Origin of the sequence: Streptomyces sp. NBC_01244, assembly GCF_035987325.1 — a bacterium.
In the GTDB taxonomy this organism is placed as follows: Bacteria; Actinomycetota; Actinomycetes; order Streptomycetales; family Streptomycetaceae; genus Streptomyces.
In genome coordinates, this window is sequence record NZ_CP108488.1 from 8511061 (window position 1) to 8526514 (window position 15454).

Here is a 15454-nt window from a genome sequence, read left to right on the forward strand (position 1 = left end):
CTAGGCCCTACGGGGGACGTCAGGCAGGCTGACAGATGGCGCTGGACGTCCGGACCAGGTCGATGTACCGACGGGCAGTGAGGGAGGGCAGCAGAGGGCGCGCGTGGTGCGGTGTTTGCACGGCCACCTCACAACTCCCTGGTTTTCCGATCCGGTTGACAGGAATCTTGACAGGCGGGAGTCGACCGCCCAAGGGGTTGCCCACATGATGGACGGGCGCGTTTCACTACGTGAAACACGCAGGAGGCCCGGCAGGGATCGGGGCGACGGCGTGGCGGGCCGGTGAACCCGGCGCCGTGACCGCCGGGGCCGGCGTCCGTGATCCTTTTGGCGCAGTCCTGCGTGACCGGACGTCCCGGGGAGTCTTGACTGACGGGATGGACTCCACGCCGACATCGCGGCCCTCGTCCGCCGGGTACCGCAATCTGGTCCTGGCGACCCTCGGGTTCACGCTCACCTTCTGGGCGTGGGACCTGATCGCGCCACTGGCCGGCGACTACAAGGACCGGCTCCACCTCTCCTCGTTCCAGCAGTCGCTGCTCGTCGCGGTGCCGGTGCTGGTCGGGTCGCTGGGGCGGATCCCGGTGGGCGCGCTGACCGACCGCTACGGCGCGAGGCTGATGTTCCCGGTGGTGTCCGCGCTCACCATCGTGCCCGTCCTGCTGCTGATCCCGGCGCACGAGAGCTACGGTCTGACGCTCGGGGTCGGCTTCCTGCTGGGTCTGGGCGGCACGACGTTCGCCATCGGCATCCCCCTGGTCAACTCCTGGTTCCCGCCCGACCGGCGGGGCTTCGCGCTGGGGGTCTTCGGGATGGGCATGGGCGGTGTCGCACTGTCCGGGTACGTCACACCGCGCATCGCCAAGCACGACCCCGACCTGCCCTTCCTCGTGGTGGCCCTGGCGCTCGCCGCGTACGCCGTCCTGGCTGCCCTGCTGCTCCGGGACCGGCCCGGCCGTCCCGTGCCGACGGCCTCGCTCGCCTCGCGGCTGCGCGACGCCGGGCGCCTGCGGGTGACGTGGGAGCTGGCCGCGCTCTACGCGATCGGCTTCGGGGGGATCGTCGCGTTCGGGGTGTACCTGCCGACGTACCTGAAGACCTGGTACGGGCTGTCGGCGACCGACGCCGGTACCAAGGCGGCGGGCTTCGCCCTGGTCACGGTGGTCTTCCGGCCGATCGGCGGCTGGCTGTCGGACCGGATCCACCCGGCACAGGTCACGGCCGGGGCGCTGGGCCTGGTGGCTCTCCTCGCGATCGTGCAGGCCTTCGACCCGGCGATGAACCCGGTCGGCACGTGCGCCCTGCTCCTGATGGCGGCCGGACTCGGGACGGCCAGCGGCAGTGTCTTCGCCCTGGTCTCGCAGGTGACTCCGCAGCCGCAGGTGGGCAGCGTGACGGGCATCGTCGGAGCGATGGGCGGCCTCGGCGGCTTCGTGCCCCCGTTGGTGATGGGCGCGATCTACAGCGCGAAGGACTCCTACTCGATCGGCTTCATGCTGCTGTCGGACCTCGCGCTCGCGGGGTGCGTGTACGCCTACGGGCGGATGCGGACCGTGCGGCCCGCGTCCTGACCGACGGGACAACCGCCGGGCGGTCCGGCGTGGTGCTGTCCGTCTCGGGCGTGCGCGGAGTGGACCTCACCGTCCGGGCCGGGGAGGTCGTCGGCATCGCCGGCGTCGCGGGCAACGGGCAGAGCGAGCTGATCGAGGCGCTGGCCGGGCTGCGCCCCGTGACCGCCGGCCGTGTCGAGCTGGCCGGGCGCGACATCACCCACGCGTCACCGGCCGGGCGCCGGACGGCGGGCCTGGCCTACGTACCGGAGGACCGTGCGGTGGGCACCGCGCCCGCCGCCTCCGTCGCGGAGAACCTGGCGATGGGGCACCACCGGAAATCGCTCGCCACCAGGCACGGACTACTGCGTCCCGCGGCCCTGCGCGCGCATGCCCGGTCCCTGATCGAACGCTTCGGCATCAAGGCGCCCTCACCCGGGACCCCGGCGGGCGCCTTGTCCGGCGGCAACCTCCAGAAGCTCCTCGTGGGCCGTGAACTGGCCCATGAAGCTCCGCTGTTGCTGGTGGAACAACCCACGCGCGGCGTGGACATCGGTGCGATCCAGCAGATCCACGAACAGCTCGTCGCCTACCGGGACACGGGTCACGCCGTGCTGCTGGTCTCGGCCGAACTCACCGAGATCCGCGGCCTGTCGGACCGGATCCTGGTGATGTACGAGGGCCGGATCTCGGCCTCCTACACCCGGGACGACGCAGACGAACACACCCTGGGCCTGGCCCTGGCCGGAGCGGAGGTCTGACATGAGCACCCTGCCCACCGGCTCCACCGGCTCCACCGGCTCCACCGGCTCCACCGGCTCCACCGGCTCCACCGGCTCAGCAGCTTGCTCCTGTCCTATCCGGCGGTCTCCTTCGCCTCCTACATGGCGCGGTATCCGCTGAAGGAACCCGGCTCCGGCCTGCCGCAGACACGGCGGCTGCCCGAAGGCGTGGAACTGCCCGCGCTCGGGCCCCGGCCGGGACCGTCCTCGCGGCCCTCTTCTTCACGGTCCTGCAGGTCGGAGGCCTGAGTATGGAGCGGGCCACCGAGGTGCCGCGCGAGCTGACCCAGGTGCTCCAGGCCCTGGTCATCGTCCCGCTCGCCTCCGGGGCGCGAACGTGAAGGCCGCCTGACGTCCCTCGAAACCGACCTCTTCCTCTCGGTGCTGCGCGCGCTCACCCCGATCCTGCTCGCCGCGCTCGGCGGGGCGATCTGCGAGTGGGCCGGCGTCTTCAACATCGGCCTTGAGGGCATGATGCTGATCGGCGGGCAGTCACCGCTCGCCTACCTCTCCTGGGCCGCCGTCGCACTCACCGCCTTCGCGCTGTCCCGCCACGTGTGGGGGCTGAGGCTGCGCGGGGTCGGCGAAGCGCCCGAGGCCGCGGCGGCCCGCCGCCGTGCCACTGCCACCCGTACGAGAACCGGAGCTGTCGCATGACCCAGGACCTGCTGCCCCTCACCCGCGTCCCCCGCACCGGCCTGCCGGCCTCCGCGCTGGTCGTCGGCGACCGCGCGCGGGCCCAAGCCGTCGCGGGATGGCTCGAGGACGCGAAGGAGGTGTCCCACCACCGTGAGTACCGTGTGTTCAGCGGTGGTTGGCGAGGGCTCCCGGTGACGGTCGCGTCCCACGGGGTCGGCGGACCCGGCGCGATCCTGCTCTTCCAGGAGCTGGCCGACGCGGGCGTGCGCACCCTGATCAGATGCGGTACGGCGGGTGCGATCCGTCCCGGAATCGCCGACGGGGACCTGGTGATCGCCGAGGCGGCGGTACGTGATGACGGGGTGACCGGGCAGCTGCTGCCGCCGGAGTATCCCGCGGTGTCCGCTCCCGAGGCGGTACTGGCGCTGCAGCGGGCGGCTCGCGAGGCGGGAGTACGCCACCACCGGGGCATCGTCTGGACGCGCGCCGCCTTCCAGCCGGGGCTCGTCCCCCTCCCGGCGTACGAGAAGGCCGGTGTCGCCGCGATCGAGATGGAGCTCTCCGCGCTCCTGGTGACGGCTTCGCTGCGCGGGCTGACCGCGGGCGGAGTGCTGGTGATGGACGGGGCGAACGCCGACGGCCTCGTCGACGAGGAGGCGACCGGCGGATACGACCCGCACCGTGAGGTGGTCGCGGACGGGGTCGCGAGGGGCAGCGCCGTGGCCCTGGAGGCGCTGCGGCTGCTCGCCGAGGCCGAGAGGTGAGCACGGGTTCAGCCGCCAAGTGAGGTGGGGGCCAACGCCGATGCGACGGCGGTCCGGGAGGACCGCCATCGCATCGGCAGAGCGTGTGCTACTTGGCGCCGAGGCCGGCGTCGGAGACTTCGGGCTGGCCGGCGGCCTTGAGGACCTTGTTGAGGAGCTTGAGGTCGTAGATGCCGCCCAGGTCGGGCTGCTCGATGAGCTTGGCCTTGACCGCCCACTCGGACTGCGTCTTGAGCGTGGCGGCCAGCGGGTCGTTGGTGAGGAGGATGCTGGGCCATGCCGGGTCGATGACCTTGGCGTCGAGGGGCTTGCCGCCTTCGGCGGCGAGCTTGGCGTTCGCGGAGGCTTTGGCCTTGTCCGGGTTGGCGTTGATCCAGGCGTTGGTCTTGACGGTGCCGGTGAGTACGGCCTCGACGACGTCGGGGTGTTCGGTGAGGAACTTCTGGGACACGATGATGTTCGTGATGACGAACTTCTTGTCGGGCCACAGGGTGGTTTCGTCGAGGAGGACGGCGCCGCCGTCGGCGACGAGTTTGGAGGCGGTGGGCTCGGGGACCCAGGCGCCGTCGATGGAGCCCTGCTTGAAGGCGTCGGGGGTGACCTTGTTGTCGGTGCGGACGACGGAGACGTCGCCCTTGCCGGATTCGGGGTCGACCGTCCAGCCCTTTTCGGCGATCCAGTTGAGGAACGCGACGTCCTGGGTGTTGCCCTTTTGCGGGGTGGCGATCTTCTTGCCCTTGAGGTCGTCCAGGGTTTTGATCTTGGCGGGGTTCACGACGAGCTTGACGCCGCCGGAGGCGGAGCCGGAGATGATCCGCAGGTTGGAGCCCTTGGACTTGACGTAGGCGTTGATCGAAGGCGAGGGGCCGATGAACCCGATGTCGAGAGAGCCGCCGTTGAGGGCTTCGATCTCGGAGGGGCCGGCGTTGAAGGACTGCGGCTTGATCGTGGTGGCGCCGAGTTCCTTGGCGATCAGGCCTTCCTGGAGACCGACCAGCGCGGTGGCGTGGGTCAGGTTCGGGAAGTAGCCGATGCGGACCTCGGAGGCCGACAGCTTCTTCGCGTCGGCGGCGACGTTCGCCTTCGCGGGAGCGTCGTCCTTCTTCGCGTCGGAACCGTAGCCGCAGGCGGTGAGCAGCAGGGGGAGCGCAGCTGTCAGGGCGATGGCACGCAGGGTGGTGAGCGGTCTTGCGGCAGACACGGAGGTGTCCTTTCACGGGTGGCGGTCGGGGAGGTACGGAGGGAAGTACGGAGACGGGAAGTCCGGAGACGAAGCGGTACGGAGACGAAGCGGTACGGAGACGGCGACGCGGAGCCGTCGGCACGCGCGGCAGTCGCACCCGGCCGGGCGGCGGGATCGCTGTCGCTCGAACATGCGGGTGGTGATGTCGGCCGAGGGGCCGAGCCTGCCGACGGTGAGGGGCTGCTCGGTGCCTCGGCGGTGCTCCGCGCGGGGTGCCGGGCCCTGCGGCCGGTGTCAGGAAGGCTGACAGATGGCGCTGGAGGTACGGACCAGGTCGATGTGCCGGCGGGAGGTCAGGGGCAGGATCCGGCCGGCGCGCTGCAGTGTCCGCACGGCTGCCTCACCCCCTGATTCCTAGTTTTCCCACCTGGTTGGTAGGCATATTGGCAGACAGGAAGACGCGCCCCAAGAGCATGACCACATGCTGGACGGTTGCATCTCGAGTTGTGAGAAACCGCAGGTGGGGGAGGGGCGGAGGTTAGGAATTGGTCCAGGCGTCAGGGGCGCGGGACAGGGCGGACACGTCGGGAGGCAGGTCGGACGACGCGACGTCCGCGAGCGTCACGCCGTCGAGGATCTCGCGCACGTTGGCCCGAAGGGCGATCCACAGGGGGAGGAGAGCCTGGGCGGGGCCGGTATACGCCAGGTCGGGGGGCCGGACCCCGCGCACCGAGACGAGCGGTCCGTCCACGACGCGGATGACGTCCGCGATGCTGATGGACGCGGCGGGCTTGGCCAGCCAGTATCCGCCGTTGCCGCCGCGCTGGCTCAGCACGAGACCACCTCGGCGCATGTCGTTCAGAATGCCCTCGAGGAACTTGTGCGGGATGTCCTGGGCGTCGGCGATGGCCTCGGCTTTCAGTGGCCCGTCATCCTGCGACGCGGCAAGCTGCAGTGCGGCACGTACCGCGTAGTCCGCCCTGGCTGAGATCCGCATGGAGCCATTATCCCGCATGCCCGTGTCCGGCGTCCGCCGCGGGTGCGCAGCCGGCCGCGGGGGCGGGTGCGGGCACCCGCCCCGCGGCCGGGGATCCGCACCCCGCAGGGGTGCCTCGTGTCAGTGGAAGGCCGCCGCCACCGCGCGGTGGGAGCCGTTGAGGTAGTGCTCGCCGATGGAGCGCAGACGGTGCGCGGCGGGGTGGTGGGCCGTCAGGACGCGGGCGTTGCGCCAGAAGCGGTCCAGGCCGGGGGCATCGGCGAGTTCCAGCACCCGCGCCGTGACGTGCAGGGCGGCCTTCGACGTCACCGTCTCGGCCGTGGCGACCAGGGCGGCGATGCCCGCGGGTTCCTCGGCATCGAGCTGCCCACCCCGGTCCAGGGCCTGCGCCATCACCTCGGTCGCGCGGTCGACCACGGCGGTGGCCGTCTGGGCGGCCGAGGCGAGTTCCCCGTACGTCAGGAAGAGGTCCGGATCCGCACCGGGCAGTCGGTATGCGTGACCGCCCCTGCTGAGGTCGCGCGCTTCGGTGAGGGCGCCCTCGACGATGCCGAGGCCGACGTGGCACAGGGCCAGCCGGAGCGCCGGATCGGCGAGTGCGGTGAAGGGGGCGGTCGGCTCCTCGTCGTACGGGCGGCGGCCCAGTACCTGGCCGGGCGTGACGGTGACCCGGTCGAAGGCCACCTCGCCGGCGCCGACCACGCGCTGCCCGAGGCGGTCGTGGGCGGGTTCGATGGTCATGCGCGGAACGCCGGGCGGGATCCGTACGACCAGGACGTCACCGGTCACCGCGCAGACGGCGTCGACCACGATCTGGTCGGCGACGGACACCGCCGTATCCACGAAACGGCGCCCGCTGAGCACGTAGCCGGTGTTGCGGGGCTGCAGCGTGAGGTCCGGACGGCCGGTGTCGTCGTCGGGCGCCGCGGTGCGGATGGCGCCGGTCCACAGCCACTGCTCGCGAACCGACTGCTCTTCGAGGGCGGTCGCGTGGTCATGGCTCGCGTAGAAGCGTCCGCTCCACGCGTGCACGTAGTGGCGGGCGAGTACGTCTCCGACGGAGCTGTCCGCCGTGGACAGCTTCCGGATGACGGTGCATCCGGTGCGCCAGTCCGCTCCCCGGCCCGGCCCGGGCGGCGTGAGGCCGGCGGGGAGGCCGGCCTCCCGTAGCCGGGCCACCTCGTCGGTCGGCGGCCTGCCCGCCCGGTCGCGGAAGATGGCGTCCGCGGCGAGATCGTCCGCCAGGTCGTGGGCGGTGCGCAGGAATGACGCCCGGCGCTGCTCGTCGGCGGACCGGCGGCCGAGGGCGCTCGGTTTCGTCGGCACGGGAGTCACCGACACGCCCGGGCGTCGCCGCATGGCGCTGGGGCTGGGCGGACAGCGGTGCCATGGGGGGTGGCGGTGGTCATGTCGGCTACTCCGGAACGTCGTTGGGGGTGTCGGCCGGTTGCTCGCTGGGTGGCGCGGGAGACGCTCGGGCCGGGCTTCACCGGATCCCCACCTTTCCCATCGGATTGATAGGGATACTTGCCCCAAGCGGCCTTCCCGGCAAGTGCGTGACCGCATGGCGGACAGCCCCGTCTCTCCATGAGAGATGACGCAGGGTCGGAAGACTTCCCGGAGCCCGGAGGCATAATTCCCTATAGAATCAGTAGGGAAGTATTGACGCGGGCCCGTGGAGCACCCCACGATGTGACCATGTCCCCGTCGCAGCCGTTGCTCGTACGCCGCAGGCACGTTGACTTCCGTCTCGTCGCCAGCGCCGCCTGCCGACCCGTCTGAGGTTTCTTCGACAGGGCATTTCCACGTCGCGCGCAGGCGTTCCGGCCGCCGCTTCTCTCCGTGGGCCTTCCTCTCCAACGGGCGGCGGTTCTCCCGGCGCCTGCCCCTCCGGGTCTCCCTGCCGAGTCACCGGGGTCCGCCGCGTGTACGGCGTGCCCGCCCTCTCCGGCGGATCCGTCACGGATCCGCCACACCCTGTCGTGTCCGAACACCCGGCATCCGCAGTTCACTCCGAGCAGCCGAAGGGGCTCATCGTGACCACCGCACTTCCCGCACCCGCCACCCACCGTTCCCCCGCGCCCCGACTGCAGCTGGTCGGTGACCACCCTGCCCTCGTACCCGCCCACGGAACGGACGGCGGCCGCGTCGGATACCTCGTGTTCCTGCCGGCGAACGTGGACCCGGTGGCGCTGATGAGATCGCACGGTGTGCGCCCGGAGGTTCCTCCCCTCGAGCTCGGGGCGTCGCAGGCTCCCGATCCGAAACCGGCCCCCCACCCCGGGCCCGTCCACTCCGACGACGCCATCCGGGTCGATCGGGAGCGTCGGCTGGTCGAGGTCGACGGGCGTGAACTGGAGCTGACCTACCTGGAGTTCGACCTTCTCTCGCACTTCGTGGCCCACCCGCACACGGTTCACACGCGCGATGCGCTCATCTCGGGCATCTGGGGGTACGGGCACATCGGCGACGGCCGCACCGTGGACGTCCACGTGGCCCGGTTGCGCCGCAAGCTCGGCCCCGCCCACCGGGCCCGCATCTCCACGGTGCGGCGCGTGGGCTACAAGTACGTGCCCGACCATCAGTAGCCTCCGGTGCCGGTCCGTGAACCGAACCGGCGGACTCCGAGCGGCAAGGAAGCTGCGTCTAGCCGGCCTTGAGGGTGCCGCCGTCGATGACGTGGTCGGCGCCGTGGATGTTGGCGGCGCGTTCGGACAGGAGGAAGGTGACCAGGTCGGCGACCTCTTCGGGTGTGGTGACGCGTCCCGATGCGAGGCCGAACTGCCCGGGAATGTTCGCGAGGAGGTCGCTGTGGCTGACGCCGTAGGCGTCGGCGACCTTGCCGCCGAAACCGTTCGGGTCGGTCCACAGCGGGCTCGAGACGAAGCCGGGGGAGACCGTGTTGACGCGCACGCCGCGCGGTGCGAGTTCCTCGCTGAGCCGCTTGCTGAGCTGGTTCAGTGCCGCCTTGGCCTCGGCGTAGCCGACCGGTGAACCGGCGGGCACGCGGGCATTGATCGACGAGATGTTGACGATCGCCCCCCGGCGCTCCAGGATGCTCGGCAGCGCCGCCCGGGTCGTCCAGACCGCGCTGAACAGGTTGAGGTCGAAGACGGCCTGCCATTGATCGTCGTCCACGTCGAGGAAGCCGCCCAGGGACAGCGCGTCCGGATCGCCGGCGCCGACGTTGTTGACCAGGAAGTCGATCCCGCCGACCGCGTCGATCGCCTCCCCGACCACCCTCGTCGCTCCGTCGCGTGTGCTCAGGTCGACGGACACGGTGGCGGCGGCGGCCTTCTCCAGCTCGGGCGTGATGGTGCGTGCGGCGCCCACCACCCGTACGCCTTCCGCCGCCAGGGCCTGGGTGATGGCGAGACCGATGCCTCGGCCCGCGCCGGTGACGATGGCGGTCTTCCCGCTGATTCCGAGGTCCATGACTCCACTTTCTTGTGGCTATAGGTTTTTGAACCACAGGGTTTTTGAACTGCAGGTCAAAAACTAGGGCGTAAAAAAGGGCCCCGGTGGGGGCGTCGCGGATCAGAGGCCCGCCAGAGCCGTGTCGATGACCCCGTGCAGGGTCGGTCCGTCGAAGGTCTTGGCCATGACGCGCAGCCCCACGATGGTGTTCAGGAGAAACTGCGCCTGCGCCCTGGCGTCGACCTCGGGGGCGACATCGCCGTCGCGGCGGCCCTGCTCGATGCGGTCGGTGAGGAGCTGGATGGTGCGCTGACCCATGCGGTGGACCGCCTGCGTCGCTTCCTCGTCCCGCCCGCCGAGTTCCAGTGCGACGTTGGTGCCGAAGCAGCCGCGCCTGACCGGCCCTTCCAGGTCCGTGTCCACGAGGAGGATCAGGTAGTCGCGGATGCATTCCTTGGTCGTGCTCGGCCGGGCGAGGAACTCCTCGGTCATTTCGGAGCCGGCGCGACCGTAGAGCTCGAGGGCCTTGCCGAACAGCTCGCGCTTGGATCCGAAGGCGTGGTACAGGCTGCCCTTGGCCACCCCGGTGGCCTCGGCGAGGTCCGCGGGGGAGGTGCCGGCGTAGCCGTTGGTCCAGAACGCCTCCATCGCCTGTGCGATGACCGCGTCCGGTTCGAAGTTCTTCGGCCTGCCCATGACGCCACGCTATCGATTGTTGACCTCAAGGTCAACAATACTGCCCGGCCTGGTGGCCCCGGCATACAATCCGAGCTTCCGGACCGAAGGAGTCACCTCCCGTGATCGTGATAGCCCACCTCAGCGACGTCCACCTCGACGGCGGGGAGCGGGCCGCCGAGCGGACCCGTGTCGTCATGGAGTACCTGGAGGGGCTCCCGTACGCACTCGACGCGGTACTGGTGAGCGGGGACATCGCCGATCACGCGCGCCCGGAGGAGTACGAGGAGGCGCGCAAGGCCCTCGGCTCCCGCCATCCGCTCGTCGTCTGCCCCGGGAACCACGACGGCCGGGCCGCCTTCCGGCGCGGTCTGCTGGGGGAGGAACACCCGTCCGCGGCCCCGGTCGACCAGGTGCTGCGCGGCGACGGCTTCGTCCTCGCGGTGTGCGATTCGTCCGTACCCGGTGAACACCGCGGGTATCTGGAGGACTCGACGATCGCCTGGCTGGACGGGGTGCTCACCGACACCCCGCGCGAGGTGCCGGTACTGGTCGCCTTCCACCACCCGCCCGTCCCGCTGCACATCCCGTACGTGGACGGCATCCGGCAGTTCGGAGAGGAGCGGCTGGCGGCGCTGGCCGAGCGGCACCCGCACCTGACGGCGTTCCTGTGCGGGCACGCCCACACCGGCGCGGCGACCACCTTCGCGGGGCGGCCGCTGCTCGTGGCTCCCGGCGTGGTGTCCACGACCCGGCTCCCGTGGGAGGCTGCGTCCGGGGAGAGCGAGTACGTCCACACGGACGAGCCGCCGGCCGTGGCCTTCCACGTGGTCGGCGAGGACGGCCGGCTGACGACCCATTACAGGGTGGTCGTGGCCCGCCGGTAGCCGGAGCCGTCGCGGGTGCGGGTGAGGTGCCCGGCGATGACCAGGTAGCGCCGCAGCGCCGCGCAGTCCTCGTGAACGGTGAGCAGCAGGTCGTTCACCTCCGGCTCCGTGTACGCGCGGTCCGCCGCGAAGAGGGTCTCGGTGAGGTGGGCGAGCAACTGCTCGCGGCGGGCCGCCTTGCGCGGGATCGCCGTGAGACGACCGCCGGCGGAGAAGAGGTCGGTGACGCCGCGCCGGGTGCGCGTGCTGGTTTCTGTGGTGCTTTGGGACATGCCATGGAGCTTCACCCGGCCGGTCGCCCCGGGGCAACCACTTTTCCGCACGCGCGAAAAGTGACGGTCGTTCATCTTACTGAGTGGTAGCACCTGCCAGTACCCTCCCCCGTGACCGGTTCCTGCCCCCCACGGAGGAGCACGTATGCGACGCCCCACCACGCGCACGAGAGCTCGCACGAGAACTGCCGTCGCCACCGCACTGATCGCCCTCGGGGCGGCCCTGCTGACCCCGGCCGCCCCGGTCGCCTCGGCGGCCGCCGCACCGGCGCCGCTCCCGATCGCCGACTATGCCGACTATTGCGGCGGGCAGTGCGCGGACATCCTGCCGCCCGGCCAGAGCGGCAACGCCACCCTCGCGCAGATCCTCGCCCACAAGGCGTTCGGCACGCTGCCCGCCCACACCTCCGACCAACTGGCGCGCTACGACTCCCTGGTGGCCGGCTATCCCGGCCTCACCGACGCCAAGGTCAACGAGTTCTTCAACGACGCCTCCTTCGGCGTCCCGGCCGACCAGGTCGAGTCCACGAGCAGCCCGCGTTCCGACGTCACCATCACCCGGGACAAGAAGAGCGGCGTCCCCCACATCAAGGGCACCACCCGCTACGGGACTTCCTTCGGCGCCGGCTACGCGGCAGCCCAGGACCGGCTCTGGCAGATGGACCTCTTCCGGCACGTCGGCCGGGGCGACCTCACCCCCTTCGCCGGCGGAGCCCTCGCCAACCAGGGCCTGGAGCAGCAGTTCTGGCCGCAGGCCCCGTACACCGAGCCGGACCTCCAGGCCCAGGTGGACCGGATCCGGACCGCGGAAGGTGAGCGCGGGCGACTCGCGATGGAGGACGCCCAGGCCTACGTCGACGGAATCAACGCCTATCGCGTGCAGTCAAAGAACGGCCGCTACTTCCCCGGCGAGTACGTGCTGACCGGGCACATCAACTCGATCACCAACGCCGGTGAGATCCAGCCCTTCAAGATCACCGACTTGATCGCCCTGGCCTCCGTCGTGGGCGGCCTGTTCGGCGGCGGTGGAGGCGGCGAAGTGCAGGCCGCGCTCTCCCTGTTGTCCGCGCAGCAGAAGTACGGCCTGGAGGAGGGCACCCGGGTCTGGGAGTCCTTCCGTGAGCGCGAGGACCCGGAAGCCGTGCTCACCGTCCACGACGGGACGAGCTTCCCCTACGCGCAGAAGCCCGCCGACCCGCAGGGCGCGGCCCTGCCCGACGCCGGCTCGGTCACCGCCGAGCAGCTCGTGTACGACCGCACGGGCTCGGCCGCGACCGCCGCCGCGGCGAACCCGCCCAAGCCGGTGAAGCAGAGCATGTCCAACGCCCTGGTCGTCTCCGGCGCGAAGACCGCGAGCGGCCACCCGGTCGCCGTCTTCGGCCCGCAGACCGGCTACCTCGCGCCCCAACTCCTCATGCTCCAGGAGCTTCAGGGTCCGGGCATCAGCGCGCGCGGCGCCTCCTTCGCGGGCGTCAGCATGTACGTACAGCTCGGGCGCGGCCAGGACTACGCTTGGAGCGCCACCTCGGCCGGCCAGGACATCACCGACACCTTCGCCGTCGAACTGTGCGAGCCCGGCGGCGGCGCCCCCACCAAGGCGAGCACCTCGTACGTCTACCGCGGGGCCTGCACGCCCATGGAGAAGCTGGAACACACCAACGCCTGGAAGTCCTCCGTCGCGGACCCCACCCCCGACGGCTCCTACCGGATGCAGGTGTGGCGCACGCACTACGGCATCGTCACGCACCGCGCGACCGTCGCGGGCAAGCCCGTGGCCTACACCGCGCTGCGCTCCACGTACCGCCACGAAGCCGATTCGATCATCGGCTTCCAGATGTTCAACGACCCCTCCTACGTGAAGGACGCCCGCACCTTCCAGGAAGCGGCCCGGCACATCGGCTACGCCTTCAACTGGTTCTACGCCGACTCGCGCGAAGCGGCCTACTACAACAGCGGCTCGAACCCGGTGCGTCCGGCGGGAGTCGACGCGGCACTGCCCATCCAGGGCAAGCAGATCTACGAATGGCAGGACTTCGACCCGGCCGCCAACACCGCCGCCTACACTCCGCCGTCCGAGCACCCCCAGTCCATCGGCCAGGACTACTACGTCAGTTGGAACAACAAGCAGGCCAAGGGGTACGGCGCGGCCGGATTCGGGATGGGCTCCGTGCACCGCGGCGACCTCCTCGACCAGCGCGTCAAACCACTCGTCGCGGCGGGCGGCGTGACCCGGGCCAAACTCACCCAGGCCATGGCCGACGCGGCCGTCACCGACCTGCGCGCCGAGAACCTGCTGCCCGAGCTGCTGGCCGTATTGCGCAGCGCGCCCGTCACCGATCCGGCCGTCGCGGCCGCGATCGACAAGCTCACCGCGTGGCAGGCGGCGGGCGCCGAGCGCAAGGAGACCGCGCGCGGTTCGAAGACGTACGCGCACGCGGACGCCGTACGGATCATGGACGCCTGGTGGCCCCTGCTCGTCGAGGCCGAGTTCAAGCCCGGCCTCGGGGCGCCGCTCTATGACGCCCTGCGCGCCTCGCTCACCATCGACGAGGCACCCAACGCGGGTCACGGGCCCACTGGTTCGCACGCCGGCTCGGCCTTCCAGTACGGCTGGTGGAGCTACGTGGACAAGGACCTGCGTACGGTGCTCGGCCGCCCGGTGTCCGGACCACTGGCCCGCGCCTACTGCGGGGGCGGCTCGCTCTCCGGATGCCGGGACGCCATGACGGCGTCGCTCAAGCAGGCCGCGACCGCCACCCCCGCCGCCGTGTACCCGGCGGACGGGATCTGCGCCGCGGGCAACCAGTGGTGCGCGGACGCGATCGTGCAGCGTCCGGTGGGCGGCCTGGCCCACCCGCAGATCAACTGGCAGAACCGGCCCACCTATCAGCAGGTGGTGGAGTTCCCCGCCCACCGCTGAGGCCCCCTTGTGCGGGAAGTGCACGAAGGCCCGCCGGCCCGGAGTGATCCGGCACCGGCGGGCCTCCTCGCGCACGGGGGTCCCTTTTCGGCGGATCGGCGGAGTCCTGCTCGCCGGTCACGTCACGCGCCGCGGGGCTGCTCGCGTCGCTTGACCGCCCGCAGGACCACGAACTTCGGCTCGCTCGCGGCGACTTCGCTGTTGCCGAAGAGGCGGCGCAGGTGGGTGTGGTAGCCCATGTGGCGGTTGGCCACCACCCACAGCTCGCCGCCCGGCCGCAGCACCTTGCGCGACTGCGCGAACATCCGCAGCGCCGTCGCGTCGGTCGTCGCCTGGTGGGAGTGGAAGGGCGGATTGCAGAGCACCAGGTCCACCGAACCGGGCGGCAGCATCGAGACCCCGTCCCCGACGATGAACTCGGCGCGGTCCAGGCGTCCTTGGACATTGGCGCGGTACGTGGCCTCGGCCGAGGCCACCGCCTGGTACGACTCGTCCGTGAAGACGACCTCGGCCTCCGGGTCGGCGACCGCGACCGCCGTGCCGACGATGCCGTTGCCGCAGCCCAGGTCGACGACGCGGGCCCCGTCCGTGTTGGTCGGAATGCTCTGGAGGAAGAAGCGGGTGCCGACGTCGAGGCGGTCCGCGCAGAAGATCCCGGCGTGGTTGACCACGGTCAGACCGGAGCCCGACCCGGCGTCCTGGTCGACGGTGTACGTCACCGGCCACGGACCGTCGGTCCGGGGATGCGCGGCGCCGGGGTTCCCCGGCGTGCAGAAGATCAGCCGGGCCTTCTTCTCGGCCAGCGAGGTCTTCGTCGGGCCGAGGATCTTCTCGAAGAGCCGCAGCGTGGAGGTGTGGATCTCCTTCACCATGCCGGTGCCGACGACCACGGTGCCCGCGTGCACGTGCGGGGCCAGGCGGTAGAGCATGTCCTCCAGCAGCGCCAGGCTCTTGGGCACCCGCACCAGGAGCACGTCGATCCGCTCCGGCGGCGCGTCCTGCGTCGTCAGGAGGGTCACGGTGCTCTTGGCGGTGCCGATGCCGTTGCGGTCCAGGTTGGCCGCGGTGGCGGAGCGGGTCAGGCTGGAATCGGTGATCTGGGTGGGGTGGTGCGCGGCCAGCGCCGTCGTCAGCGCCCCCCAGCGGTCACCGATCACGGTGATCTGCCCGGCGCCGGCCAGATCCACCGGGCCGCGTTCACCCGTACCGGATTCGAGGTGGCGGAGCAGGTACTCGTCGGCGGCGTCCCATGCGAAGAGCCGGTCGCGCGGGTCCTCGGGGAAGCGGGCGAGCTCGTAGGAGCCGAAGGGCGTGGTCAGACGGTTCATATTGCCCCCAGGCTAACCGAGGGACCGCCCCGGTCCCGCA

General features: G+C 71.0%; 14 protein-coding genes and 2 pseudogenes. 7 read left to right on the forward strand and 9 right to left on the reverse strand.

Features of this window, described 5'->3' with window-relative positions; all coding sequences use genetic code 11:
- Window positions 1-19 precede the first annotated feature (19 nt).
- The gene (locus OG247_RS44985; protein WP_442813514.1) at window positions 20-205 is read right to left on the reverse strand and encodes a putative leader peptide; all 186 of its coding nucleotides are present in this window, start codon (window positions 203-205) and stop codon (window positions 20-22) included.
- 172 nt (window positions 206-377) lie between these two features.
- Between OG247_RS44985 and OG247_RS37870 the strand changes: the two genes are divergently transcribed.
- From OG247_RS37870 to OG247_RS37890, 4 genes and pseudogenes are all read left to right on the forward strand, one after another.
- A complete protein-coding gene (locus OG247_RS37870; RefSeq protein ID WP_327256488.1) occupies window positions 378-1571 on the forward strand; it encodes an MFS transporter in 1194 nt (397 codons plus the stop codon).
- 35 nt (window positions 1572-1606) lie between these two features.
- Window positions 1607-2311: pseudogene (locus tag OG247_RS37875) on the forward strand (ATP-binding cassette domain-containing protein); the annotation flags it as partial.
- 369 nt (window positions 2312-2680) lie between these two features.
- Window positions 2681-2938: pseudogene (locus OG247_RS37885) on the forward strand (hypothetical protein); the annotation flags it as partial.
- 47 nt (window positions 2939-2985) lie between these two features.
- A complete protein-coding gene (locus OG247_RS37890) occupies window positions 2986-3735 on the forward strand; it encodes a nucleoside phosphorylase (protein WP_327256489.1) in 750 nt (249 codons plus the stop codon).
- A gap of 88 nt (window positions 3736-3823) precedes the next feature.
- Here the strand turns inward: OG247_RS37890 and OG247_RS37895 are convergent, their stop codons facing one another.
- The 4 genes from OG247_RS37895 to OG247_RS37910 all read right to left on the reverse strand — a co-directional run bounded on the left by OG247_RS37895 (window position 3824) and on the right by OG247_RS37910 (window position 7241).
- Window positions 3824-4936: an aliphatic sulfonate ABC transporter substrate-binding protein gene (locus OG247_RS37895; protein WP_327256490.1), complete on the reverse strand. Its 1113-nt coding sequence runs from the start codon at window positions 4934-4936 to the stop codon at window positions 3824-3826.
- 276 nt (window positions 4937-5212) lie between these two features.
- A complete protein-coding gene (locus OG247_RS37900) occupies window positions 5213-5311 on the reverse strand; it encodes a putative leader peptide (RefSeq protein WP_327256491.1) in 99 nt (32 codons plus the stop codon).
- A gap of 145 nt (window positions 5312-5456) precedes the next feature.
- Window positions 5457-5915, reverse strand: a complete 459-nt coding sequence (locus tag OG247_RS37905; protein ID WP_327256492.1) for an RrF2 family transcriptional regulator — start codon at window positions 5913-5915, stop codon at window positions 5457-5459.
- A 120-nt stretch (window positions 5916-6035) separates the two neighbouring features.
- Complete coding sequence (locus OG247_RS37910) at window positions 6036-7241, reverse strand: acyl-CoA dehydrogenase (RefSeq protein ID WP_327256493.1); 1206 nt, start codon at window positions 7239-7241, stop codon at window positions 6036-6038.
- A 710-nt stretch (window positions 7242-7951) separates the two neighbouring features.
- Between OG247_RS37910 and OG247_RS37915 the strand changes: the two genes are divergently transcribed.
- Window positions 7952-8503, forward strand: a complete 552-nt coding sequence (locus OG247_RS37915) for a winged helix-turn-helix domain-containing protein (protein WP_327256494.1) — start codon at window positions 7952-7954, stop codon at window positions 8501-8503.
- 58 nt (window positions 8504-8561) lie between these two features.
- Here OG247_RS37915 and OG247_RS37920 read toward each other — a convergent pair whose 3' ends face one another.
- Both OG247_RS37920 and OG247_RS37925 read right to left on the reverse strand, forming a co-directional pair.
- Window positions 8562-9350 carry an SDR family oxidoreductase gene (locus OG247_RS37920; protein ID WP_327256495.1) on the reverse strand — a complete coding sequence of 263 codons (789 nt, stop codon included), beginning with the start codon at window positions 9348-9350 and terminating at the stop codon, window positions 8562-8564.
- Window positions 9351-9452: 102 nt separating this feature from the next.
- Window positions 9453-10028, reverse strand: coding sequence for a TetR/AcrR family transcriptional regulator (locus tag OG247_RS37925; protein WP_327256496.1), 576 nt, complete (start codon window positions 10026-10028; stop codon window positions 9453-9455).
- Between the two features lie 101 nt (window positions 10029-10129).
- On the opposite strand from OG247_RS37925, the gene OG247_RS37930 reads away from it, so the two are divergent.
- Window positions 10130-10894 carry a metallophosphoesterase gene (locus tag OG247_RS37930; protein ID WP_327256497.1) on the forward strand — a complete coding sequence of 255 codons (765 nt, stop codon included), beginning with the start codon at window positions 10130-10132 and terminating at the stop codon, window positions 10892-10894.
- Here the strand turns inward: OG247_RS37930 and OG247_RS37935 are convergent.
- Window positions 10867-11166: a DUF2087 domain-containing protein gene (locus OG247_RS37935; RefSeq protein ID WP_327256498.1), complete on the reverse strand. Its 300-nt coding sequence runs from the start codon at window positions 11164-11166 to the stop codon at window positions 10867-10869. The two genes, OG247_RS37930 and OG247_RS37935, sit on opposite strands and share 28 nt — an antisense overlap.
- Window positions 11167-11311: 145 nt before the next feature.
- On the opposite strand from OG247_RS37935, the gene OG247_RS37940 reads away from it, so the two are divergent.
- A complete protein-coding gene (locus OG247_RS37940) occupies window positions 11312-14086 on the forward strand; it encodes a penicillin acylase family protein (protein WP_327256499.1) in 2775 nt (924 codons plus the stop codon).
- Window positions 14087-14208: 122 nt separating this feature from the next.
- Here OG247_RS37940 and OG247_RS37945 read toward each other — a convergent pair whose 3' ends face one another.
- Window positions 14209-15405, reverse strand: a complete 1197-nt coding sequence (locus OG247_RS37945; RefSeq protein WP_327257773.1) for a methyltransferase — start codon at window positions 15403-15405, stop codon at window positions 14209-14211.
- Window positions 15406-15454 lie beyond the last annotated feature (49 nt).

Excerpts from the sequence above, each read along its gene's own strand:
- OG247_RS37870 (WP_327256488.1), top strand. The coding sequence starts at position 378 with ATGGACTCCACGCCGACATCGCGGCCCTCGTCCGCCGGGTACCGCAAT.
- OG247_RS37890 (WP_327256489.1), top strand. The coding sequence starts at position 2,986 with ATGACCCAGGACCTGCTGCCCCTCACCCGCGTCCCCCGCACCGGCCTG.
- OG247_RS37905 (WP_327256492.1), bottom strand. The coding sequence starts at position 5,915 with ATGCGGATCTCAGCCAGGGCGGACTACGCGGTACGTGCCGCACTGCAG.
- OG247_RS37920 (WP_327256495.1), bottom strand. The coding sequence starts at position 9,350 with ATGGACCTCGGAATCAGCGGGAAGACCGCCATCGTCACCGGCGCGGGC.
- OG247_RS37925 (WP_327256496.1), bottom strand. The coding sequence starts at position 10,028 with ATGGGCAGGCCGAAGAACTTCGAACCGGACGCGGTCATCGCACAGGCG.
- OG247_RS37935 (WP_327256498.1), bottom strand. The coding sequence starts at position 11,166 with ATGTCCCAAAGCACCACAGAAACCAGCACGCGCACCCGGCGCGGCGTC.
- OG247_RS37940 (WP_327256499.1), top strand. The coding sequence starts at position 11,312 with ATGCGACGCCCCACCACGCGCACGAGAGCTCGCACGAGAACTGCCGTC.